Annotated in this window: 22 protein-coding genes; 13 read left to right on the forward strand and 9 right to left on the reverse strand. The window is 72.8% G+C overall.

Going from position 1 to position 20,383, the window contains the following annotated elements; genetic code table 11:
• Positions 1-47 precede the first annotated feature (47 nt).
• Positions 48-1,220, forward strand: coding sequence for a methyltransferase domain-containing protein (locus PV796_RS15205; RefSeq protein WP_274913677.1), 1,173 nt, complete (start codon positions 48-50; stop codon positions 1,218-1,220).
• A gap of 29 nt (positions 1,221-1,249) precedes the next feature.
• On the opposite strand, the gene PV796_RS15210 is transcribed toward PV796_RS15205, so the two are convergent.
• The 3 genes from PV796_RS15210 to PV796_RS15220 all read right to left on the reverse strand — a co-directional run bounded on the left by PV796_RS15210 (position 1,250) and on the right by PV796_RS15220 (position 3,843).
• Positions 1,250-1,870, reverse strand: coding sequence for a PH domain-containing protein (locus PV796_RS15210; protein WP_274913678.1), 621 nt, complete (start codon positions 1,868-1,870; stop codon positions 1,250-1,252).
• An 87-nt stretch (positions 1,871-1,957) separates the two neighbouring features.
• The gene (locus PV796_RS15215) at positions 1,958-2,602 is read right to left on the reverse strand and encodes a class F sortase (RefSeq protein WP_274913679.1); all 645 of its coding nucleotides are present in this window, start codon (positions 2,600-2,602) and stop codon (positions 1,958-1,960) included.
• Positions 2,599-3,843 carry a hypothetical protein gene (locus tag PV796_RS15220; protein ID WP_274913680.1) on the reverse strand — a complete coding sequence of 415 codons (1,245 nt, stop codon included), beginning with the start codon at positions 3,841-3,843 and terminating at the stop codon, positions 2,599-2,601. Before PV796_RS15220 ends, PV796_RS15215 begins: the two co-directional genes overlap by 4 nt.
• Before the next feature lie 360 nt (positions 3,844-4,203).
• Here PV796_RS15220 and deoC point away from each other — a divergent pair, with 360 nt between their 5' ends.
• Genes deoC through PV796_RS15235 form a run of 3 tightly spaced genes read left to right on the forward strand, consistent with a single transcriptional unit; the run spans position 4,204 to position 7,491 of the window.
• On the forward strand, positions 4,204-5,199 hold the full coding sequence (deoC, locus tag PV796_RS15225) for a deoxyribose-phosphate aldolase (RefSeq protein ID WP_274919036.1): 996 nt from the start codon (positions 4,204-4,206) through the stop codon (positions 5,197-5,199).
• Between the two features lie 2 nt (positions 5,200-5,201).
• Positions 5,202-6,638 carry an aldehyde dehydrogenase family protein gene (locus PV796_RS15230; protein ID WP_274913681.1) on the forward strand — a complete coding sequence of 479 codons (1,437 nt, stop codon included), beginning with the start codon at positions 5,202-5,204 and terminating at the stop codon, positions 6,636-6,638.
• Positions 6,631-7,491: an aldehyde dehydrogenase family protein gene (locus PV796_RS15235; protein ID WP_274913683.1), complete on the forward strand. Its 861-nt coding sequence runs from the start codon at positions 6,631-6,633 to the stop codon at positions 7,489-7,491. Before PV796_RS15230 ends, PV796_RS15235 begins: the two co-directional genes overlap by 8 nt.
• Positions 7,492-7,587: 96 nt before the next feature.
• Here the strand turns inward: PV796_RS15235 and PV796_RS15240 are convergent, their stop codons facing one another.
• Positions 7,588-8,004 carry a hypothetical protein gene (locus tag PV796_RS15240; RefSeq protein ID WP_274913685.1) on the reverse strand — a complete coding sequence of 139 codons (417 nt, stop codon included), beginning with the start codon at positions 8,002-8,004 and terminating at the stop codon, positions 7,588-7,590.
• Positions 8,005-8,184: 180 nt separating this feature from the next.
• Between PV796_RS15240 and PV796_RS15245 the strand changes: the two genes are divergently transcribed.
• Entirely contained in the window at positions 8,185-8,829 is a 645-nt protein-coding gene (locus PV796_RS15245; protein ID WP_274913686.1) for an ATP-binding protein, read from the forward strand.
• A gap of 175 nt (positions 8,830-9,004) precedes the next feature.
• Here the strand turns inward: PV796_RS15245 and PV796_RS15250 are convergent, their stop codons facing one another.
• Positions 9,005-9,802: a SigE family RNA polymerase sigma factor gene (locus PV796_RS15250; protein ID WP_274913688.1), complete on the reverse strand. Its 798-nt coding sequence runs from the start codon at positions 9,800-9,802 to the stop codon at positions 9,005-9,007.
• A 249-nt stretch (positions 9,803-10,051) separates the two neighbouring features.
• Between PV796_RS15250 and afsQ1 the strand changes: the two genes are divergently transcribed.
• The 5 genes from afsQ1 to PV796_RS15275 all read left to right on the forward strand — a co-directional run bounded on the left by afsQ1 (position 10,052) and on the right by PV796_RS15275 (position 13,981).
• Positions 10,052-10,729, forward strand: a complete 678-nt coding sequence (afsQ1, locus tag PV796_RS15255) for a two-component system response regulator AfsQ1 (protein WP_016571665.1) — start codon at positions 10,052-10,054, stop codon at positions 10,727-10,729.
• Entirely contained in the window at positions 10,726-12,420 is a 1,695-nt protein-coding gene (locus PV796_RS15260) for a sensor histidine kinase (RefSeq protein WP_376566418.1), read from the forward strand. Before afsQ1 ends, PV796_RS15260 begins: the two co-directional genes overlap by 4 nt.
• A complete protein-coding gene (locus tag PV796_RS15265) occupies positions 12,417-13,049 on the forward strand; it encodes a hypothetical protein (RefSeq protein ID WP_274913691.1) in 633 nt (210 codons plus the stop codon). The genes PV796_RS15260 and PV796_RS15265 overlap by 4 nt, the downstream gene beginning before the upstream one ends.
• Positions 13,050-13,172: 123 nt before the next feature.
• Positions 13,173-13,724, forward strand: a complete 552-nt coding sequence (locus PV796_RS15270; RefSeq protein ID WP_274913692.1) for a VanZ family protein — start codon at positions 13,173-13,175, stop codon at positions 13,722-13,724.
• 47 nt (positions 13,725-13,771) lie between these two features.
• On the forward strand, positions 13,772-13,981 hold the full coding sequence (locus PV796_RS15275; RefSeq protein ID WP_274913694.1) for a PspC domain-containing protein: 210 nt from the start codon (positions 13,772-13,774) through the stop codon (positions 13,979-13,981).
• 106 nt (positions 13,982-14,087) lie between these two features.
• Here PV796_RS15275 and PV796_RS15280 read toward each other — a convergent pair whose 3' ends face one another.
• Positions 14,088-14,375 (reverse strand): hypothetical protein, encoded by a 288-nt coding sequence (locus tag PV796_RS15280; protein WP_274913695.1) that lies wholly within the window; start codon positions 14,373-14,375, stop codon positions 14,088-14,090.
• Between the two features lie 141 nt (positions 14,376-14,516).
• Positions 14,517-15,677, reverse strand: coding sequence for an adenosine deaminase (locus PV796_RS15285; RefSeq protein ID WP_274913696.1), 1,161 nt, complete (start codon positions 15,675-15,677; stop codon positions 14,517-14,519).
• A gap of 103 nt (positions 15,678-15,780) precedes the next feature.
• Between PV796_RS15285 and PV796_RS15290 the strand changes: the two genes are divergently transcribed.
• Positions 15,781-16,548 (forward strand): alpha/beta hydrolase, encoded by a 768-nt coding sequence (locus tag PV796_RS15290; protein ID WP_274913697.1) that lies wholly within the window; start codon positions 15,781-15,783, stop codon positions 16,546-16,548.
• 117 nt (positions 16,549-16,665) lie between these two features.
• Here the strand turns inward: PV796_RS15290 and PV796_RS15295 are convergent, their stop codons facing one another.
• A complete protein-coding gene (locus tag PV796_RS15295; RefSeq protein WP_274913698.1) occupies positions 16,666-17,682 on the reverse strand; it encodes a LysR family transcriptional regulator in 1,017 nt (338 codons plus the stop codon).
• Positions 17,683-17,745: 63 nt separating this feature from the next.
• Here PV796_RS15295 and PV796_RS15300 point away from each other — a divergent pair, with 63 nt between their 5' ends.
• Together PV796_RS15300 and PV796_RS15305 are read left to right on the forward strand one after the other, a co-directional pair.
• Complete coding sequence (locus tag PV796_RS15300) at positions 17,746-19,062, forward strand: MFS transporter (RefSeq protein WP_274913699.1); 1,317 nt, start codon at positions 17,746-17,748, stop codon at positions 19,060-19,062.
• 190 nt (positions 19,063-19,252) lie between these two features.
• Positions 19,253-19,894: an HAD family hydrolase gene (locus PV796_RS15305; protein WP_274913700.1), complete on the forward strand. Its 642-nt coding sequence runs from the start codon at positions 19,253-19,255 to the stop codon at positions 19,892-19,894.
• Between the two features lie 118 nt (positions 19,895-20,012).
• Here PV796_RS15305 and PV796_RS15310 read toward each other — a convergent pair whose 3' ends face one another.
• Positions 20,013-20,378: a hypothetical protein gene (locus tag PV796_RS15310; protein ID WP_274913701.1), complete on the reverse strand. Its 366-nt coding sequence runs from the start codon at positions 20,376-20,378 to the stop codon at positions 20,013-20,015.
• Positions 20,379-20,383: the final 5 nt, after the last annotated feature.

Genomic DNA, 20,383 nt, shown 5'->3' on the forward strand with positions numbered 1-20,383 from the left:
CAAAGGCCCCAAGCCGGGCCCGAAGCACGGGAAGTAGGGCTCTCCGGGTGACCCATGCCAACGGAGCTACCGAGCAGGCCGTCGCGGGCGGCCTGCTCCGTCGGCTGAACGAGACACTGCCGCTGACGCCCGAGTGGACAGCGGCCTACGAGGGAGTGCCCCGCCACAGGTTCCTCCCCGACACGGTGTGGCTGGGCGACGGTCTCGCCCCGTGCGACCGCCGGCAGCACCCGGGCGCATGGCTGCGCGCGGCCTATGACGACGAGGCCGTCGTGACCCAGATCAACGACGGCGCCGATCCCGGCGACGGCGAACGCTGGCCGTCCTGCTCCGCCTCCGCCCCCAGCATCGTCTTCCGCATGCTGCACATGCTCAACGTGCGAGATGGGGACCGGGTGTTGGAGATCGGAACGGGCACCGGTTGGAACGCCGGTCTGCTGGCCCACCGGTTGGGTTCGGATCTCGTGACCACGATCGAAGTCGACCCGGCCCTGGCCGAGCGGGCCGCCGAGAATCTGAAGGGAGCCGGGCTGGCCCCACGCGTCGTCACCGGAGACGGGGCGGTGTTGGACATGGGCCACGAGTGGGACCGCTTGCTGGCGACCTGTTCCGTCCGAAAGGTGCCGCCCGGCTGGGCGGCCCGCATGAAGCCCGGCGGCGTCATGCTCCTTCCCTGGGAGACGCCGTGGCTCTGCTACGGCCTGCTCCGCCTCGTCGCGGATGCGGACGGGAGCGCCGTCGGCACCTTCCACCCGCATTCCGCGTTCATGCTCATGCGCGGTCAGCGCACCGACCTGAGGATCTTCCGCGACGTGGTCGGGGACGACCACGTACCCGACGAACGGTCCACGCCCCTGCCTCCCTGGAGCGTCACCGGGGACGACTGGGCGGCGCAGTTCGCCATCGGTCTCCAGATCCCCGACGTGTGGTGGACCTGGCACGAAGGCCCCGACGTCGAAGGGGTGTCCGCGCGCCTCTGGTTGGCCACCACCGACGCCACGTCGTGGGCCGCGGTCGACTACGACGGGCAGACGGACGACCGGTTCACGGTCTGGGAGCACGGCCGTCGGCGCCTGTGGAGCGAAGTCGAGGCGGCCCACCGCTGGTGGCGAGGCCATGCCTGCCCCGGCCCGGGGCAGTTCGGCATGACCGTGGCTCCGGACGGCCGGCACACGCCGTGGTTGGGCGCTCCCAACTGGCCGGTTCCGCGCAGCAAATGAGGCGCGGCCCCACAGACCTCGGCGGTCTCTTACAGTGCCGCCATCACGGCCAACCCCACCGCGCCCACCAGGATCGGGGCCAGGACCGCGTAGGCCCAGCGCGCCTCGGGGGTGCCCTCGGCGGTGCTGCGGTAGGCGGAGCGCTGCTTGATCTCGCGGAGTTCGGCGAGGGTCTGGTCGGCCATCGCCTTCGGGACCGGGCCGGCGTCCGCGTTCAGGCCGAAGCGGGAGCGGGCCGGGCCGCGCGCCGCCTGGCGGGCCACCTTCTTGCGCTGCCGCAACGAGACCGGGACCGCCCAGAGTTGGTACTTCGCGTCGTCGGTGAGCACCTCGGCGGAGAAGGTCGCGCGCAGCTCCTGCACGGCGGACCAGGGCAGGGTGATGGTGCGGAACGGGTTGCGCACCAGGAGCCGGTCCTCGTCCGCCCGCACCAGCGGCCGCAGCGAGAAGGCGACGACCAGCGGCACCCCGAGGAGCAGCGCGAAGAGCGCGGTGAGCTTGATGTGGGGCGTGCCGCGCAGCAGGGCGTCCGCGCCGAGCCAGAGGCCGAGCGCGATGAGCAGCACGCCGCCGGCCAGGGCGGCCGGCGAGCGGTAGCTGCGCTGCGCGTACTGCGGCGCGGGCGTGGTGGACCGTTCCGGGCTCGTCATGCCGCAGATTCTGCCTGACCGTCCGGATGTCGGACACGGCGTGGATATTGCGTTACGGCATCAATGACCGCACCCGCGAGGCGGTGGTCACGCGCCGCGTGGCAGCAGGTCGGCGTAGACGATGATGTTGTCCGGGCGGTGCCCGTCGCGCAGGTCGCCACCGCAGGTGATCAGGCGCAGTTCGGGGCGCGGGGTGTTCCCGTAGACCCGCCGCGTCGGGAAGCGCTCCTTGTCCACCTGCTGGAGCGCGCGGACGGCGAAGACGGCGGTGCTGCCGTCCGTCCGGTCCACGAGGATCCGGTCCCCGGGCCTGATCCTGGCGACGTCCTTCATGACGGCGGGGCCCTCGACGGTGTCGTAGTGGCCGATGAGGACGGCGGGGCCCCTCTCGCCGGGGGTGACGCCCTTGTCGTACCAGCCGATGCGGTCGGCGTCCTTGACGGGCGGCACCTCGACGGTGCCGTCGGCGGCGAGGCCGAGGCGCAGCACCGGCCCGGTGTCCACACCGGCGGCCGGAATCCGTACCCGTACGGGCGCGGCGGCCGGCATCGGGGACGCCGGGGTCTTCGGGGGCGCGGCGGCGGCCGGGGCGAGGTGCACCGGCGGCGCGCCGATCGCCGGCCCGCTCCCCACCAGGCCGATGACGAGCAGGGCGCCGCCGAGCACCAGGGCGAACAGGCAGGCCGCCAGGGTCCGGCGGCCCGCCCCGCGCCCCTGGAGGGCGCGGCTCACCTCCGCGAATCCGCGTCCGGGCGGCGGCGCAGCACCGCGACCGCGACGCCCGCGGCACCGACCGAGGCGAGCGCGCCGCCCGCGAAGACGAGGGTGTGGTCGGGGTCGCCGACGCCCTCGGCGCCGGCCGCGACCGCGCCCGTGGGGACGAGCTTGGTCTGGCCGCCGGTGGCCTTGACGGCGGAGCCGGTGGCGACGGCATCAGTGGCGGCGGCGGTCCTCGCGCCGGTGCCGGCGACCTTGCCCACCGGGATCGAGCAGCCCTGGGGGACCTGCGGGAAGCGGGTGGTGGAGGCCGGGTGGCCGCCGCCCTCCATGTTGGTGATCAGCTTCGGGCGGGCGCCGTCGGCGTCCACGATCTTCGCCAGGAAGCCGGCGCTGTCGGGGAGTTGGGGGTGCGCGCGGTCCAGGACGTGGGGCAGCGGCTCGGGCGGGTCGCCCGCGCCCTCGAAGGTCACCCGCGGCCCCTTCGGGCCGTTGGTCAGCACGGCCACGGTCCTGGCGCCGATCGGCTGCCGCTCGGTGGCGGTGCAGTCCCCGCGCTGACTGACCGGCTTCGCGCCCGACTTGGCGTCCGGCTTGGCGTCCGGCTTTGCGTCCGGCTTGGCGTCCGGCTTGGCGTCCGGCTTGGCGTCCGGCTTGGTGGACCGGGGCAGCGCGTAGGTCTTGGTGCCCTGGGGGCCGGTGACCTGGAGCCGGGGGGCGGCGCCGTCCGCGTCGAGCAGGCGCAGGGTCATCCCGCCGATGGTGGCGGTGCGGTCCGCCCGGTCGAGGAGGCCCACCACCCGGACCATGTAGGTGTCGCCGGGCTTCCAGTGGGGGCCGACGTAGCGGATCCATGCCTCGGGGCCGCCGGCGGCCGGGTCGTTGCGGAGCACGGCGACGTGGCCGTTGCCGAGGTAGACGGGCTCCCCGGCGTAGCGGTCGGGGGCCTGCTGACCGGCGGCGGGCGGCTCGGCGGCGGTGTGCTCGGCGTTCTCGCCCGTCGGCGCGTCCGCGGGACGCCGACCGGTCTCCGGCCGTTGCTCGCCCGCGCCGCCGTTCGCCTGCTCCGCGGTGTGGGTCGCGGCGCCGCCGGTGGTCTCCTGGCCGGAGGCGGCGGGGGTATTGGCAGCGGAATCCGCCGTCGTGGCATCGGCGGCGAAGGCCCCGGAGGCCGGGCCGAGAACGGCGACCGCGAGCGCGGCGGAGGTCGCGGCGGTGCGGAAGACCCGGCGCCGGCGCGAGAACAAGGATGACATGCCCAACTCCCCTGTTGATATGTCGTGTTGACCGAAGAAGCGCGCTCCACCACCCCGGCGGGCAAATCATCGATCAACCGGGGGGCGCACTGAGGAAGACAGTACTGATCTTGTTTGATCGAAACACCGCCGTTATGTAACAGAAAATCCACAGTGCGCGCTCAGAACTCTTTCTTCCGCTTCTCGCGAGATGTCCGCGAACCTCACGAGTCTCACCTGATCCACCGGTTCCATCCGTTCCATCCATTCCGCCCGTTCCGCGCCCTCCGTGGCTCCGGCCGGATCCCCACCCCCTCCCCAAGGATCAAAATCCGGGGGCTGGCATGTCGCTACGCGCGTAGATATGCTCCCCTCGTGACCATGCCCACCACTGTTCCCGCATACGGCAAGGAGGCCGCGGGGCGCCTGGCGTCGATGGCGGACGTGACCGCCTCGAACGGAGCGCTGCGCCGCTTCCTGCACGGACTCCCCGGCGTCGACGCGGTAGGGCTGCAGGCCCGCGCCGCCACGCTCGGCACCCGCTCGATCAAGACCACGGCGAAGGCGTACGCCATCGACCTGGCGGTCTCGATGATCGACCTGACGACGCTCGAAGGCGCGGACACCCCCGGCAAGGTCCGGGCGCTGTGCGCCAAGGGTGTCCACCCCGACCCCACCGACCGCACCGCCCCCAAGGTCGCCGCGATCTGCGTCTACCCGGACATGGTCGGAGTCGCCAAGGAGGCGCTCGCCGGCTCCGGCATCCACGTCGCCTCGGTCGCCACCGCCTTCCCGGCGGGCCGGGCCGCGCTGCCGGTCAAGCTGGCCGACACCCGGGACGCGGTGGCCGCCGGCGCCGACGAGATCGACATGGTGATCGACCGGGGCGCCTTCCTCTCCGGCCGCTACCTGGAGGTCTTCGAGGAGATCAAGGCCGTGAAGGAGGCGTGCGCCCGCCCCGACGGCAGCGCCGCGCACCTGAAGGTCATCTTCGAGACCGGCGAGCTCCAGACCTACGACAACGTCCGCCGGGTCTCCTGGCTCGCGATGCTCGCCGGCGCCGACTTCATCAAGACCTCGACCGGCAAGGTGGCGGTCAACGCCACGCCCCCGGTCACCCTGCTGATGCTGGAGGCGGTGCGGGACTTCCGCGCGGCCACCGGCGTGCAGGTCGGCGTCAAGCCGGCCGGCGGCATCCGCACCACCAAGGACGCGCTCAAGTACCTGGTGATGGTCAACGAGACGCTGGGCGAGGAGTGGCTGACCGCGGACTGGTTCCGCTTCGGCGCCTCCAGCCTCCTCAACGACCTGCTGATGCAGCGTCAGAAGCTCAGCACCGGCCGGTACTCCGGCCCCGACTACGTCACGGTGGACTGACCATGGCCAACATCTTCGCGTACGCACCGGCGCCGGAGTCGCGCGCCGTCGTGAACCTCGCGCCCTCCTACGGGCTGTTCATCGACGGCGAGTTCACCGAGAGCGCGGGCGGCGGCCTGCGCAAGACCGTCTCGCCCGCCACCGAGGAGGTGCTGGCCGAGTACGCCCAGGGCACCGCCGAGGACGTGGACCGCGCGGTCAGGGCGGCCCGGAAGGCGTTCGAGAAGTGGTCGGCGCTGCCCGGCGCCGAGCGCGCCAAGTACCTCTTCCGGATCGCCCGGCTCATCCAGGAGCGCTCGCGCGAGCTGGCCGTCCTGGAGACGCTGGACAACGGCAAGCCGATCCGCGAGTCCCGGGACTCCGATCTGCCGCTGGTGGCAGCGCACTTCTTCTACTACGCGGGCTGGGCCGACAAGCTGGGCCACGCGGGCTTCGGCCCGGACCCCAAGCCGCTGGGCGTGGCCGGCCAGGTGATCCCGTGGAACTTCCCGCTGCTGATGCTGGCGTGGAAGATCGCCCCGGCGCTGGCCTGCGGCAACACCGTGGTGCTCAAGCCGGCCGAGACCACCCCGCTGTCCGCCCTCTTCTTCGCGGACATCTGCCGCCAGGCCGGGCTCCCCAAGGGCGTGGTCAACATCGTCACCGGTGACGGCTCGACCGGCGCCGCGCTGGTGGCCCACCCCGACATCAACAAGGTCGCCTTCACCGGCTCCACCGGCGTCGGCAAGGCGATCGCCCGTACCGTCGCCGGTACGCAGAAGAAGGTCACCCTCGAACTGGGCGGCAAGGCGGCCAACATCGTCTTCGACGACGCACCCGTAGACCAGGCCGTCGAGGGGATCGTCAACGGGATCTTCTTCAACCAGGGGCACGTGTGCTGCGCGGGCTCCCGGCTGCTGGTCCAGGAGTCGATCCAGGACGAGCTGTTGGACGCCCTCAAGCGCCGGATGGCCACCCTGCGGGTCGGCGACCCGCTGGACAAGAACACCGACATCGGCGCGATCAACTCCGCCGAGCAGTTGGCCCGGATCACCGAGCTCGCCGACGCGGGCGAGGCCGAGGGCGCCGAGCGCTGGTCGCCGGCGTGCGAACTGCCCGGTTCCGGTTACTGGTTCGCGCCGACGCTGTTCACCGGCGTCACCCAGGCGCACCGGATCGCCCGCGAGGAGGTCTTCGGCCCGGTGCTGTCGGTGCTGACCTTCCGCACGCCGGAGGAGGCGGTGGCCAAGGCCAACAACACCCCCTACGGCCTGTCGGCGGGCATCTGGACGGAGAAGGGCTCCCGGATGCTGTGGATGGCGAACAAGCTGCGCGCGGGCGTCATCTGGTCCAACACGTTCAACAAGTTCGACCCGGCCTCGCCGTTCGGCGGTTACAAGGAGTCGGGCCACGGTCGCGAGGGCGGCCGGCACGGTCTGGAGGCGTACCTCAATGTCTGATCGTTTGAGCGTTCTCAAGACCTACAAGCTGTACGCGGGCGGGAAGTTCCCGCGATCCGAGAGCGGCCGGGTGTACGAAGTGAGCGACTCCAAGGGCAACTGGCTCGCCAACGCCCCGCTGGCCTCCCGCAAGGACGCCCGGGACGCGGTGGTCGCGGCCCGCAAGGCGTTCGGCGGCTGGTCCGGGGCGACGGCGTACAACCGCGGGCAGATCCTGTACCGCACCGCCGAGATGCTGGAGGGCCGCCGGGACCAGTTCGTCGCGGAGGTCGCCGACGCCGAGGGGCTGTCGAAGGCGAAGGCCGCGGCGCAGGTGGACGCGGCGATCGACCGCTGGGTCTGGTACGCGGGCTGGTCCGACAAGGTCGCCCAGATCGCCGGTTCTTCGAACCCGGTCGCGGGCCCGTACTTCAACCTCTCCGCGCCCGAGCCGACCGGCGTGGTGGCCGTGCTGGCCCCGCAGGAGTCGTCGTTCCTGGGCCTGGTGTCGGTACTGGCCCCGGTGATCGTCACCGGCAACACCGCCGTGGTCGTGACGTCCGAGCGGGCCCCGCTGCCGGCGCTGTCGCTGGCCGAGGTGCTGGCCACCTCGGACCTGCCGGGCGGCGTGGTCAACCTGCTCTCGGGCCGCACGGCGGAGCTGGGCGCGCCGCTGGCCGCGCACCAGGACGTCAACGCGCTGGATCTGGCGGGCGCGGACGCCGAGTTGGCGAAGGAGCTGGAAACCGCGGCGGCGGACAACCTCAAGCGGGTGCTGCGCCCGCGGGCGGTGGACTGGACCGCCGACCCGGGCACCGACCGGCTGCTGGCGTTCCTGGAGACCAAGACGGTGTGGCACCCGATGGGGGTCTGATCCGTCGGCCGGAGCGGCATCGACGAACGGCGCGGGACCGGGGCCCTGGTGGGCTTCGGTCCCGCGCCGTTCGTCGTGGGAAGGGGCGGCGGCCCGTCAGCCGGGCAGCAGCCGCATCGCGGTGCCGGTCCCCGGGAGGTCGCGCAGCGAGCCGCCCCGGGTCACCGGGTCCGTCAACTGCGCGGTGCTCATCGGCTTGAAGTCGGCGACCTGGGTGCCGACGGCGTTGGCCAGCGGGTCGACGCCGGTGTGGGACATCGGGTCCAGCTTGAGGTCCTTGACGGGGCCGAGGCCGCGGCCGGTGGAGCCCGTCATCGCGTGGGCCAGCGCGTGCCCCACGGCCCCTTCGTCCGCCACGGGGTGCCGGGGGGCGGTGCCGCCGGTCGCGGGGGCGGCCGCGCCCGCCGCCGCAGCGCCGCCCGTGAGCGCGACGCCGGCCGCGGAGATCACCAAACCGGCGCGCAACAGACCGCGGGGTACGCGGCTGGGGTTGGGTCGTGCGTGGGAGGGCATCTGTGCCACCTGCCTGTGGATCGGAACGGAGCGGAATTGCGGTGTCGCGATCGGCTGCGCAGCAAGACCCAAGCCCGATGCGTAATCGATCGACTGCGTAGCGTAGTTGAGCGGTGGCGGGGGTTCCACCTCGCGCGCCAGGGGTACCCCCCACGGCGCAATGCCCGACAATGAGTGCCCGTGACCTCCGACTTGCCCTCCCTCCCGCGTCCCGCCCGTGTCGTGCTGCTGACCGGACCGTCCGGCTCCGGGAAGACGTCCCTGGCCGCGCTGACCGGCCTGCCCGTGCTCAACCTCGACGACTTCTACAAGGACGGCACGGACCCGTCGTTGCCGCAGTTGCCGGACGGGGACGGCGCGGACTGGGACTCGCCGTTGTCCTGGGACGCGGGCGCCGCCGTCGCGGCCATCGCGGAGCTGTGCCGCACCGGCCGGACCGTGGTGCCGGAGTACGACATCGCGGCCAGCGCCCGGACCGGCTCCGCGGGGCTGGTGCTCGACGGGGCGGCGCTGTTCATCGCGGAGGGCGTGTTCGCCGCCGACATCATCGAACGGTGCCGGGAGGCGGGGCTGTTGGCCGATGCGCTCTGCCTGCGCGGGCGCCCCGCCACCACCTTCCGCCGGCGGCTGGCCCGGGATCTGCGCGAGGGCCGCAAGCCGCCGCTGTATCTGGTGCGGCGGGGGCTGCGGCTGCTGCGCAACGAGCGGACGATCGTGGCCCGGCACGCCGGGCTCGGTGCCCACCCGTGCGCCAAACCGGAGGCGTTGGACCGGATAGCGGCGGCGCGGGCCCAGTGCCCGGTGGGGGCGGCGACCCGGCCCTGAGGGGGCCGTCCGCGGGCGCCCGTCCACCGGTGCCGCGGGCGCGCACACGGAAGAGCGGGTTCGGACAAACCCCCCGGCCGTCCGAACCCGCTCGCTATCCCCCGTGTCCCCCGTTTTCCCCTTGTTCCCCCTCGGGCTCTCCCCCCGGATCCCCCTCGGGTCTTTCCCCCCGTCCTCAGGCGACCAGTGCGCCGAAGGACTCCTCCTCGTCACGGCCGAAGCTGAGGACCTCGTCCTCGCGCAGCCGGCGCAGGGAGCGCCAGATGCTGGACTTCACCGTGCCGACACTGATGTTGAGGATGTCCGCGATCTCCGGGTCCGTGCGGCCCTCGTAGTAGCGCAGCACCAGCATGGTGCGCTGCGTCTCGGGCAGCCGGGCCAGTGCCTGCCACAGGACGGCGCGCAGCTCGGTGCCGCGCATCGCGTCCGCATCGGTGGCGGTCTCGGGCAGTTCCTCGGTCGGGTACTCGTTGAGCCTGCGCCGGCGCCAGGCGCTGATGTGCAGGTTCGTCATGGTGCGGCGCAGATAGCCGCCGAGCGCGGCCTTGTCGCTGATCCGGTCCCAGGCCCGGTAGGTCGAGAACAGGGCGCTCTGCAGCAGGTCCTCGGCCTCGTAGCGGTCGCCGGTCAGGTGGTACGCGGTGGCGTACAGGGAGGCGCGGCGCTCCTGGACGTAGGCGGTGAAGGCCGCTTCGGCCTCGGCCTCCTGCGTCGCGGTGCGCCGGTCCCCCGTCCCCCCGTACGCCGCTCCCCTGTTGGTTCCCCCGTCGGCGCTCCCCTGGCCCTCGTTTCCCCCGTTGGGCCCCTGAGTGGAGACCGCCGTCGCGTCAATGGCCACCATGTAGGGCGGTCGTTGACGTCCGGTGCCGCGAGCACACCCCCGCATTCCCGCAGCCCCGGACTTCTCTCCGGTCCGGATGTCGTGAAGGCGTGTGACGACTGCGCCGGAAGTAGTGCCGTGCAGAGTGTTCATCGCGCTGCCCCCCGTCGATCGAGCCGGTTCGTTTCGGTACTTCGCCGGTCGAGATCCCGCCTCGGCGGTGTTGATCTCTCCCGGCTGACCAAAAGACTGCCAAGCCAGTTTCATCGCGTTGTCCGCCGTCTGTCACAGACGTGTCACAGGGGTGATCGCGGCCGGGCGCGGTGCCTGGTGCGGGGCGAGCCGGGCACCGCGGGCGGCGCCGGTCGATCTCCCGGCGTCCCATGGGCCAGAATGGCGAGCGTGCCTTTCCTGTTGCTGATCGAGGACGACGACGCCATCCGCACGGCCCTCGAACTCTCGCTGTCCCGCCAGGGTCACCGCGTGATGACCGCGGCGACGGGCGAGGACGGCCTGAAGCTGCTGCGCGAGCAGCGTCCGGACCTGATCGTGCTGGACGTGATGCTGCCCGGCATCGACGGCTTCGAGGTGTGCCGCCGGATCCGCCGCACGGACCAGTTGCCGATCATCCTGCTCACCGCGCGCAGCGACGACATCGACGTGGTGGTGGGGCTGGAGTCCGGTGCGGACGACTATGTCGTCAAGCCGGTGCAGGGCCGGGTGCTGGACGCCCGGATCCGCGCGGTGCTGCGGCGCGGCGAGCGGGAGTCCAGCGATTCGGCGACGTTCGGCTCACTGGTGATCGACCGGTCGGCGATGACCGTCACCAAGAACGGCCAGGACCTCCAACTGACCCCGACCGAGCTGCGGTTGCTGCTGGAGCTGAGCCGCCGGCCCGGCCAGGCGCTGTCCCGGCAGCAGTTGCTGCGGCTGGTGTGGGAGCACGACTACCTCGGTGACTCGCGGCTGGTGGACGCCTGTGTGCAGCGGCTGCGCGCCAAGGTGGAGGACGTCCCGTCCTCACCGACGCTGATCCGTACGGTCCGCGGGGTCGGCTACCGGCTGGACGCGCCCCAGTGACGGCAGGGGGGACGAGCGGCGGGGGCGCCGGGGAGGGGAAGCGGCGGACGGCCGCGGACGGCGGGCGGCCGGTGCGGCTGCTGCGCCGGGTCGCGGGGGCGCTGCGGCTGACGAGCCTGCGGCTGCGGCTGGTCGTGGTGTTCGCGCTGGTGGCGCTGACGGCGGCGGTCTCGGCGTCCGGGATCGCGTACTGGCTGAACCGCAACACGGTCCTGGACCGCACGCAGAACGCCGCCCTGAAGGACTTCCGCAAGTCGCTCCAGGACACCACCCGTTCGCTGCCGCTGCGCCCGAGCTGCCCCGAACTCCAGGACGCGGCCCGGCAGATGGCGGCCGGCCCGCAGAACTACACGGTGCTGCTGATCGGGCTGGACCGCGACGGCAAGGAGTGCGCGGCCACCACCAACAAGGACCTGCTGACCCTGGCGACGGTGCCGCAGTCGCTGCGCAACGCGGTCGACCAGGTGCGCCCGGTCGACGAGAACAACCACTCCGCGCACCACCTGTACTGGCAGCGCAACGAGGTCGGCGACGTCCCGTACCTCGTCGCCGGCGCGAAGGTGATCGGCGGCGGGCCGACCGGCTACATGATGAAGTCGCTGGCCACCGAGCGGCAGGACCTGACATCGCTGGGCTGGTCGCTGGGGATCGCCACCGCGCTGGCGCTGGTCGGCTCGGCGCTGCTGGCGCAGGCGGCCGCGACGACGGTGCTGCGCCCGGTGCAGCGACTCGGTTACGCGGCGCGGCAGTTGGGCGAGGGGCGGCTGGACACCCGGCTGCGGGTGACCGGCACCGACGAACTGGCGGATCTGTCCCGGACGTTCAACCGCACCGCGGAGCGGCTGGAGCAGCGCGTCGAGGAGCTCAGCGCGCGGGAGGCGTCGTCCCGCCGGTTCGTCGCCGACATGTCGCACGAGCTGCGCACCCCGCTGACCGCGATCACCGCGGTCACCGAGGTGCTGGAGGAGGAGGCCGACTCCCTCGACCCGATGATCGCGCCGGCCGTGCAGTTGGTGGTCAGCGAGACCCGGCGGCTGAACGACCTCGTGGAGAACCTCATGGAGGTCACCCGCTTCGACGCCGGCACGGCCCGGCTGGTGCTGGACTACGTCGACGTCGCCGACCAGGTGACCGCCTGCATCGACGCCCGGGCCTGGCTGGACGCGGTGGAACTGGACGCCGACCGCGGCATCATGGCCCGTCTGGACCCGCGGCGGCTGGACGTGATCCTGGCGAACCTGATCGGCAACGCCCTCAAGCACGGCGGCTCGCCGGTGCGGGTGTCGGTCCGTACGGAACCGGGCCAGCCCGGCCGACCCGTGGCGGGCGCGCCGGGCGGGGACGCGGCCGAGGGCGCGGCGGTCGAGCCCGAGGGCGGCCAGTTGGTCATCCGGGTGCGGGACCACGGTCCGGGCATCCCGGAGGAGGTGTTGCCGCACGTCTTCGACCGCTTCTACAAGGCGAGCGCGTCCCGGCCGCGGTCCGAGGGCAGCGGCCTGGGCCTGTCGATCGCGCAGGAGAACGCGCACATCCACGGCGGCCGGATCAGCGCGGCCAACCATCCCGAGGGCGGCGCGGTCTTCACCCTGCACCTGCCCATGGACGCCTCCGGGCTGGCCGACGACGCGGAGCGCACCGCCCGCGGTGAGCGGCCGGCGGACGCCGGCGAGGGCGCGGAGGGCCGGCAGTGAATCGGCGGTTCCGGTCCGGCGCGGTGTGGCGGGCCGCGGCGGTGGCCGCGCTGGCGCTGGCCGTCGCGGGCTGCGGCGTCCGCGGCACGTCCGTCCCGGTGGACGCGGGCGGCGCGCCGTCCCGGGTGAGCTGCCAGGCCCCGGATCAGCTCGCGTCCTCGGGCGCGCCCGGGGAGCAGCGGGCGGCGGTGTATCTGGTGTGCGGTTCGACGCTGGTCCCGGTGGAGCGGTCGGTGACCCGGCCGAAGGCCGCACCGGGGGCCGCGGTCCGGCTGCCGGTGGCCCGCGCACTGCTGGTGGAGCTCCAGAAGCCGCCGGCGGCCGGCGAGGCCCGGGCGGGGTTCAGCACCGCGGTGCCCCGGTCGCTGCGGGTGGCCGGGCCGCGCGCGGGGGACGCGCCGGAGGCGCTGCGGCTGTCCGTCGAGCCGGACGACCTGCCGTCGTTCGCGCTGGCGCAACTGGTGTGCACCTACGGCCGGAGCGTGACGCTGGGCCGGACCGGGGGCGCGCTGCTGGGCGGCCCGGGCGGGGCGGCGGCGCACCGCTTCGACTGCTCGCCGGACGTACTGGCCAATCCGGACATCGCGCAGCACGCGGGCTGGGGCGACCCGCAGGCCGAGGAGAGCTAGCGCGCCGCGCCTTCCTGCCGCTCGGATCCGTCAGCGGCGCCCCGGGAAGGGCCCGAGCGCTTCGGGCCAAGACGGGCGCAACGGGGCGGAACCGCGGCCCCCGCTACCGGCGTCCTGGCCTGTGTGCAGCGTCATGGCCCCGGCACCACCGTCGCCCCCCGTTTGCGCGCCACTGGGTTTCTCCTCCTTGTGGCGCATCTGCTGATCGTCGGGTGGCTGATGTTGCGTCCCCGTACGGTGCCGTGGGTGCCGGCCGCCAATCTCCAGCCGCTGGCGTCGATCAACGCCGAGCTGGCGCGGGGTGGTTGGTCGGCGGTGTGGCACCTGGGCGGGCCGGTGTTGCTGCTGGCGCCGCTGGGGGTGCTACTGCCGCTGGTCGGGGGCCGCTTGAACGTTTCCCCGCTGGCCTCGATGGCCCGTACGGTCTTCGCCGGCGCGATGATCTCGCTGACGATAGAGCTGTGGCAGACCGGGGTGCCGGGCCAGGTGCCGGACGTCGACGCGGTGTTGCTGAACACGCTCGGGGTGGCGCTGGCCCATCTGCTGATCGTTCCCGGGGTCCGGTGTCGGCTCCGTCGCCGGGACGAGCGTCTCAGGGGTGCGACCCCGAGAATCTCCAGGGTCGGTCTGGCCCCGCAGGCTGACGTTTTCTCCGCCGGTCAGACCTACTTTTGAGGCATCGGGGCAACCGCCCCGGATCGTTCGAGAAGGAGAAGCCCGCAATGGCCGCCGCACTGGTCCGTCCCGCCAACAACCGCATGATCGCCGGTGTCTGCGCCGGCCTCGCCCGCCGCTTCGGGACCTCCCCGGCGACGATGCGGGTGATATTCGTGCTCTCCTGCCTGCTGCCCGGCCCGCAGTTCCTGGTGTACCTCGCGCTGTGGATCCTCCTCCCCTCGGAGGAGAAGGGGCGCGACGCCGCCGCCTGGTAACCCGCCGCCCCGGGTGCGACGACGCCCCGGCCCGCGCGGGATACCGCGCGCGGACCGGGGCAGCACTGGGGGTGCCCCCTAGGGGAGGGGAGGGGGGTGGGGCCGGTCAGCCGCCGAGGTGGATGCCCTTGGTGATCTTGCTGGCGGGCAGGCCGCCGAGCAGCCTGTTGCCCTTGGACGTCACCTTGGTCTTGGGCTTGACGCCGTTGCCGTCGCCCTTCTGGGTCGCCCCGGAGAGGGCCGTGGTGGCGTCCTTCACCGGCAGGCTGTGCAGTACCCCGTTGGCGTCGATCGAGTTGCCCACGGGGGCGGCGGTGGCGACGCCCGCGGCGGAGGCGGCGATGGCGGCGCCGAGCGCAACGGCACCAAGAGTCTTGACGGTTCCCTGCTTCATTGCATTACGTCCTCGTGATGGGGGCTTGACCGACTAGGAAACCTAGTGATTCAGCCACCACCGCCGCAAACACTGTCGGCATGCCGGAAAACGGCCGGTGGACAATCCACCGGCCGTTGCGCTAGGCGCCGTTAAACGCGCTCACTCTGCGTCAGGGTCCCTGCTGGGCACGGGAGTTGCGGCCGACTGGCGAAAGAGCCACTCGGATCGCAATTCCGCGTATCCGGGCTTGATGACGTCATTGATCATGGCCAGACGTTCATCGAAAGGAAGGAAGGCGGACTTCATGCCATTGACCGTGAACCACTGCATGTCATCGAGCGTGTAGCGGAATGTCCGGACCAGGTGCTCGAATTCCCGGGACATGCTCGTGCCGCTCATGAGGCGGTTGTCGGTGTTGACGGTGCAGCGGAACTGCAGCCGGCGCAGCAGGCCGATGGGGTGCTCGGCGTAGGAAGCGGCGGCGCCGGTCTGGAGGTTGGAGGAGGGGCACAGCTCCAACGGGATGCGCTTGTCGCGGACGTAGGAGGCGAGCCGGCCGAGGGTGACCGAGCCGTCGTCGGCGACCTCGATGTCGTCGATGATGCGCACGCCGTGGCCGAGCCGGTCGGCGCCGCACCACTGGAGCGCCTGCCAGATGGAGGGCAGGCCGAACGCCTCGCCGGCGTGGATGGTGAAGTGGTTGTTCTCCCGCTTGAGGTACTCGAAAGCGTCGAGGTGGCGGGTGGGCGGGTAACCGGCCTCGGCGCCCGCGATGTCGAAGCCGACCACGCCCAGGTCGCGGTAGCGGTTGGCGAGTTCGGCGATCTCCAGGGCGCGGGCGGCGTGCCGCATCGCGGTCAACAGCGCGCCGACGCGGATGCGGTGTCCGTTGGCGCGGGCCCGCCGCTCGCCCTCCCGGAAGCCCTCGTTGACGGCCTCGACGACCTCTTCGAGGCCGAGCCCGGACTGAAGGTGCTGCTCGGGCGCGTACCGGATCTCGGCGTAGACGACGCCGTCGGCGGCCAGGTCCTCGGCGCACTCGGCCGCGACCCGGAACAGCGCCTCCCGGGTCTGCATGACGGCACAGGTGTGCGCGAAGGTCTCCAGATACCGTTCCAGCGAACCGGAGTCGGCGGCCTCCCGGAACCAGCTCCCCAGCTTCTCGGGGTCGGTCTCGGGGAGCCCCCCGTAGTTGGCTTCACGGGCCAGCTCGACGACGGTGGCGGGGCGCAGCCCGCCGTCGAGGTGGTCGTGGAGCAGCACCTTGGGTGCGCGACGGATCTGTTCGGGCGTGGGCGGATTGCTGAACTCGCTCGTCATTGCCGCACTGTAGCCCCTACGCGCGTAGAGCCCGTCGAACGATACGCAACGGTGACCCGTCCACAGGGTGGACAGGACGCCGCGTTCTGCCATCGTTCTCCTCGTGACTCAGCATGCACTGCCGGTGCGCGAGGCCCGGCTCGGAAAGCCGCTGGGAGCGGGCGGCACGGACCGGACGGTGAACGCCGTCGCCCTCCTCCTGCCCGGATGCGGGCCGAGCGGGCTGCGCCGGCCGTCTCCCGTACGGGCGCTGACGGCCCGCCCGTTGGCCGCCCGGCTGGCGAGAGCCGGCCGCCCCGAGGGGCTGGCCGCCCATGTGGTGCACTACCGCTGCCGCGGCTGGAACGGCCCCGAGGCGCACCCGGCACGGGACGCGACCTGGGCGGTGGACGAGGTGGTCCGCCGCTACGGCGACGTGCCGGTCGCGCTGGTCGGCACCGGCCGGGGCGCCCGCGCCGCCCTGCACGCCGCCGGCCACCCGGCCGTCCACGCCGTCCTGGCCCTCGCCCCCTGGCTCCCCGACCCCCGCCAGCACGGCACCGACCCCGAGCCGGTGAAGCAACTGGTCGGCCGCCAGGTGCTGTTGGTGCACGGCACCAACGACGAACGGGTCGACCCCGACCTCTCCTACCGCTACGCCCAACGCGCCAAGAAGATCAACCGCGACACCTGCCGCTTCGAGGTGCACTCCGACGGCCACTCCCTCCACCAACACCGCTCCGAAGTCCACGCCCTCGCCACCGACTTCCTCCTCGGCGCCCTCTTCACCCACGCCTACGCCCGCCCGGTCAAGGACGCCCTGGTCGCTCCCCCGCCCCTGGGGCTACGGATGCCGTTGGCATCGGGGTTCGGGGCGTCGTTGCGGCACTGAGGGCCTCCCCGCCCTCACCGCACGACACCAACCGACGTCGCGCGGCGGCGCGTTCGTGACGCGAGGACGACGGGCACCCTTACCCGCACCGAGCGCCCCCGCCGCCCCGGGCCCGGCTCACGACAGCAGTTGCCCCCGACGCCCCAGCAGGAACTTCTTGAAGGCGGCGACCGGGGGCGTGTCGACCCGGCCGTCGAGCCAGGCGACGCCGATCTCGCGGACGGCGCGCGGTGCGGTGACGGTCAGTTCGGCAACGCCCGGGCGGGGGACGGCGGGTGGCGGCAGGAGGGCGACACCCAGGCCGGCGGCGACCAGGCCGCGCAGGGTCTCGGCCTCCTCGCCCTCGAAGGCGACGCGCGGGGTGAAGCCGGCCTCGGCGCACAGGGCGTCGGTGATCCGGCGCAGGCCGTAGCCCGGTTCGAGGGTGACGAAGAGTTCGCCGGCCGCCTCCGCCAGGCGGATCCGCTTGCGGCCGGCCAGCGGGTGGTCGTCCGGGACCACCAGGCGGAGCTTCTGCTCGTCGAGGCGGCGGGCGACCAGGTCCGGGTAGTCCGGCACCGGGGAGGTCAGGCAGAGGTCGAGGTCGCCGGCGCGGAGGCGTTCGATCATCGCCTCGCCGTAGTTCTGGACGAGTTGGAAGCGGATGCCGGGGTGGTCGGCGCGGAAGCTGCGGATCAGGGCGGGGACGGTCTCGGAGCCGAGGGTGTGCAGGAAGCCGAAGGCGACCTTGCCGGCGGCCGGGTCGGCGTCGGCGCGGACGGTGTCGGTGGCGCGCTCCAGGTCGATCAGCGCGCGCTCGGCGGCGGCCCGGAAGGCGTGGCCGGCCGGGGTGAGGGAGAGCGCCCGGCCGTGCCGGGCGAACAGCGCCACTCCCAGGTCGTCCTCCAGGCGCACCAGGGCGCGACTGAGGGTCGGCTGGGGCATGCCGAGTTCCTGGGCGGCGCGGGTGACGTGCTCGTGCCGGGCGACGGCGGCGAACTGGGCGAGCCGTGGGGCGAGGGTCCCCGCCCAGGAGTCGGGGCCCAGCCCGGCCGGTTCGGGGGCGGTCGGCGGGGCGCTACGGAGGCGTTCCGGAATGTCTTTTCTGTTGCGAGCTTGCGACAGAGACGGCTGTGAACTGGGATCATGTGTCACAGCATCGATTATGTCGTTTTGATGCATTGGACGCATGAGATGCGATCGTTCTACTTTCGCGCCATGCCTCCCGCTGATACCGGGGCGTCCGTCACCGACCGTGCGGCCGCCTCTCCCCCGTCGTCCACCGACCCCTCCCCCTCCGCCGCCGTCGACCCCGAGTCCGACAAGCTGCGGCCGGGCGGCCCCGGCTACCGCCGGATGAGCCTCGCCCTCTTCGCCGCGGGCGTGGCCACCTTCGCCCTGCTGTACTCCACGCAGGCGCTGCTGCCGGCGATCTCCGCCGACCTCAACGTGGCGGCGGACCGCGCCAGTTGGACCGTCTCCGCGGCCACCTTCGGACTGGCCCTCGGCGTGATCCCGCTGAGCGCGCTCTCCGAGCGGTTCGGCCGCCGCACGCTGATGACGGCCTCCCTCACCGTCGCCGCGGCGATCGCCCTGCTGGTGCCGTTCGCCCCCTCCCTCGACGCGCTGATCGCGCTGCGCGCCGTCCAGGGCGTGGCCCTGGCCGGACTGCCGGCCTCCGCGATGGCGTTCCTGGCGGAGGAAGTGCGCGCGAAGGCGCTGGTGGCGGCGATCGGCCTGTTCGTGGCCGGCAACAGCATCGGCGGGATGTCCGGGCGGATCGTCACCGGCTGGGTGGCCCAGGCGTGGGGCTGGCGGGCCGCGCTCGGCGCGGTGGGTGCGCTGGCCGTGGTGTGCGCGGTCGCGTTCCGGCTGCTGGTGCCCAAGGCCCGGCACTTCGCGCCGCGTTCGGTGGGACCGCGGGCGCTGGCCCGCACCCTCGGCGGTCACCTCGCCGACCCGCTCCTGCGCCGCCTCTACGCCATCGGCGCCCTGTTCATGACGGTCTTCGGCGCGGTCTACACGGTGATCGGCTACCGCCTGGTCGCCGAGCCGTTCAACCTGCCGCAGGGCATCGTCGGTTCGATCTTCGTCATCTACCTGGTCGGCACGGTCTCCTCGGCCGCGGCCGGGAAGCTGGTCGGCCGGGTCGGCCGGCGGGGCGCGCTGTACCTGGCGGTGGGCACCACCGCCGCGGGCCTGCTGCTCACCCTGATCGCCTCGGTGGCCGCGGTGTTGGCGGGCCTGGTCCTGATCACCGCGGGCTTCTTCGCGGGCCACGCGGTCGCCTCGTCCTCGGTGAGCCGCACCGCCAAGACGGCCCGGGCGCAGGCGTCCGCGCTGTACCAGTGCGCGTACTACCTCGGCAGCAGCCTGGGCGGCGCGCTCGGCGCCGCGGCCTTCCACGCCGCGGGCTGGTCCGGCACCGTCCTGCTCGGCCTGGCCGCGATGGTCGCCGCCGCCGGCATCACCCTCTACGCCACCCGCAAGGCGATGGCGGAACGCCGCCTGCCCTCCCTGAGCAAGGCCGCGTAGGCCGCACCACCGGCCGCCCACCCCGCGGCCCCCAAACCGAAGGGCCCGCCCCACCACCTGTCCTGGTGGGGCGGGTTCTTCGCTGTCGTGCGGGCCCGCTACGCCAACGACGCAGTCCGGCCTGAGGCGTTGCGGAACCTGCCCGGCACACCCTCGCCGACCGCGGTGGGGTCCCCCGTAGGCTGCCCGCATGATCCGTGCTGTGGCGTTCGATGTCGGTGAGACCCTGATCCGGGACGACCGCGGGTGGGGCGCCTGGGCCGACTGGCTCGGCGTCGGTCGGCACACGTTGTCCGCCCTGGTCGGCGCGGTGGTGGCGCAGGGGCGGGACAACGCCGACGCGCTTCGGCTCGTCCGGCCGGGCCTCGATGTCGAGGCGGAGCGGGCGGCGATGGAGCGGGCCGGCCGGGGCGAGTTCCTGGACGAGACCGACCTGTACCCCGACGTCCGGCTGTCGCTCGCCGCGCTCCGCGACGCCGGGATGCGCGTGGTCGTGGCGGGCAACCAGACCCGTCGGGCCGGCGCTCTCCTGCGCGCTCTCGACCTACCGGTGGACGCCGTGGCCGTGTCCGGGGAGTGGGAAGTGGCCAAGCCGGACCCGGACTTCTTCGCCCGCACCGTCGAACTGGCCGGTGTCGAGCCGGGCGAGGTGCTGTACGTCGGTGATCATCCGCAGAACGACGTGGTGCCGGCGCGCGCCGCTGGGCTGCGCGCGGCACACCTGCGCCGGGGCCCATGGGGACACCTGTGGGCGGACGACGAGCAGACCTCGACCGCGGACTGGCGGATCGGGAGCCTTGGCGAATTGGTGGACCTGCTGGCGCTTCGGTGAGTCAACTCGGCAGGCCCGCTGGTTGGTTATGGGGACGGTGTGCAAGCCGTCGGACGGGGTCGAGTCCACGCCGGCCGGGCCGATGTCGATGGCGTGGCTCGACCGGCGCGGCAGCTCCTCACATCAGCGACTTCTCAATGGCCTCGAAGATGTCCGAGTCGGTTTCCCGTTGCCACTCCGGAAGGTCCGACCAGTCGGCCACGTACCCGGGCTTGGGACTTTCGAAGTGCTTGTACATCTGCGCCGTCCAACTGACGGCGACAAACCGGCCCTTCTGTTCCCGCGAGAGTCGCGCCGCATGCCCCTCGCTCACGGCGAGGAAATGGCGAACCTGGTCGTACACCGCGCCCGCAGCCTGCCGCTCCCAGTCCGGGGTTTCTTCCCAGGGTGTCACATAGCCCGCCTTTGGCTCACCGGGGAAGTTTTCGCGCACCCCCGCGATCCACGCCTCCCGGAACACCCTCGCGCCATCTTGCTGCGACACTCTTG

The sequence above is a fragment of the Streptomyces sp. WZ-12 genome, assembly GCF_028898845.1.
GTDB lineage: Bacteria > Actinomycetota > Actinomycetes > Streptomycetales > Streptomycetaceae > Streptomyces.

Coding starts and splice junctions, on each gene's coding strand:
- PV796_RS15210 (WP_274913678.1), bottom strand. CDS start 1,870: ATGACGAGCCCGGAACGGTCCACCACGCCCGCGCCGCAGTACGCGCAG.
- PV796_RS15220 (WP_274913680.1), bottom strand. CDS start 3,843: ATGTCATCCTTGTTCTCGCGCCGGCGCCGGGTCTTCCGCACCGCCGCG.
- deoC (WP_274919036.1), top strand. CDS start 4,204: ATGCCCACCACTGTTCCCGCATACGGCAAGGAGGCCGCGGGGCGCCTG.
- PV796_RS15230 (WP_274913681.1), top strand. CDS start 5,202: ATGGCCAACATCTTCGCGTACGCACCGGCGCCGGAGTCGCGCGCCGTC.
- PV796_RS15235 (WP_274913683.1), top strand. CDS start 6,631: ATGTCTGATCGTTTGAGCGTTCTCAAGACCTACAAGCTGTACGCGGGC.
- PV796_RS15240 (WP_274913685.1), bottom strand. CDS start 8,004: ATGCCCTCCCACGCACGACCCAACCCCAGCCGCGTACCCCGCGGTCTG.
- PV796_RS15250 (WP_274913688.1), bottom strand. CDS start 9,802: ATGAACACTCTGCACGGCACTACTTCCGGCGCAGTCGTCACACGCCTT.
- PV796_RS15275 (WP_274913694.1), top strand. CDS start 13,772: ATGGCCGCCGCACTGGTCCGTCCCGCCAACAACCGCATGATCGCCGGT.
- PV796_RS15280 (WP_274913695.1), bottom strand. CDS start 14,375: ATGAAGCAGGGAACCGTCAAGACTCTTGGTGCCGTTGCGCTCGGCGCC.
- PV796_RS15285 (WP_274913696.1), bottom strand. CDS start 15,677: ATGACGAGCGAGTTCAGCAATCCGCCCACGCCCGAACAGATCCGTCGC.
- PV796_RS15300 (WP_274913699.1), top strand. CDS start 17,746: ATGCCTCCCGCTGATACCGGGGCGTCCGTCACCGACCGTGCGGCCGCC.
- PV796_RS15305 (WP_274913700.1), top strand. CDS start 19,253: ATGATCCGTGCTGTGGCGTTCGATGTCGGTGAGACCCTGATCCGGGAC.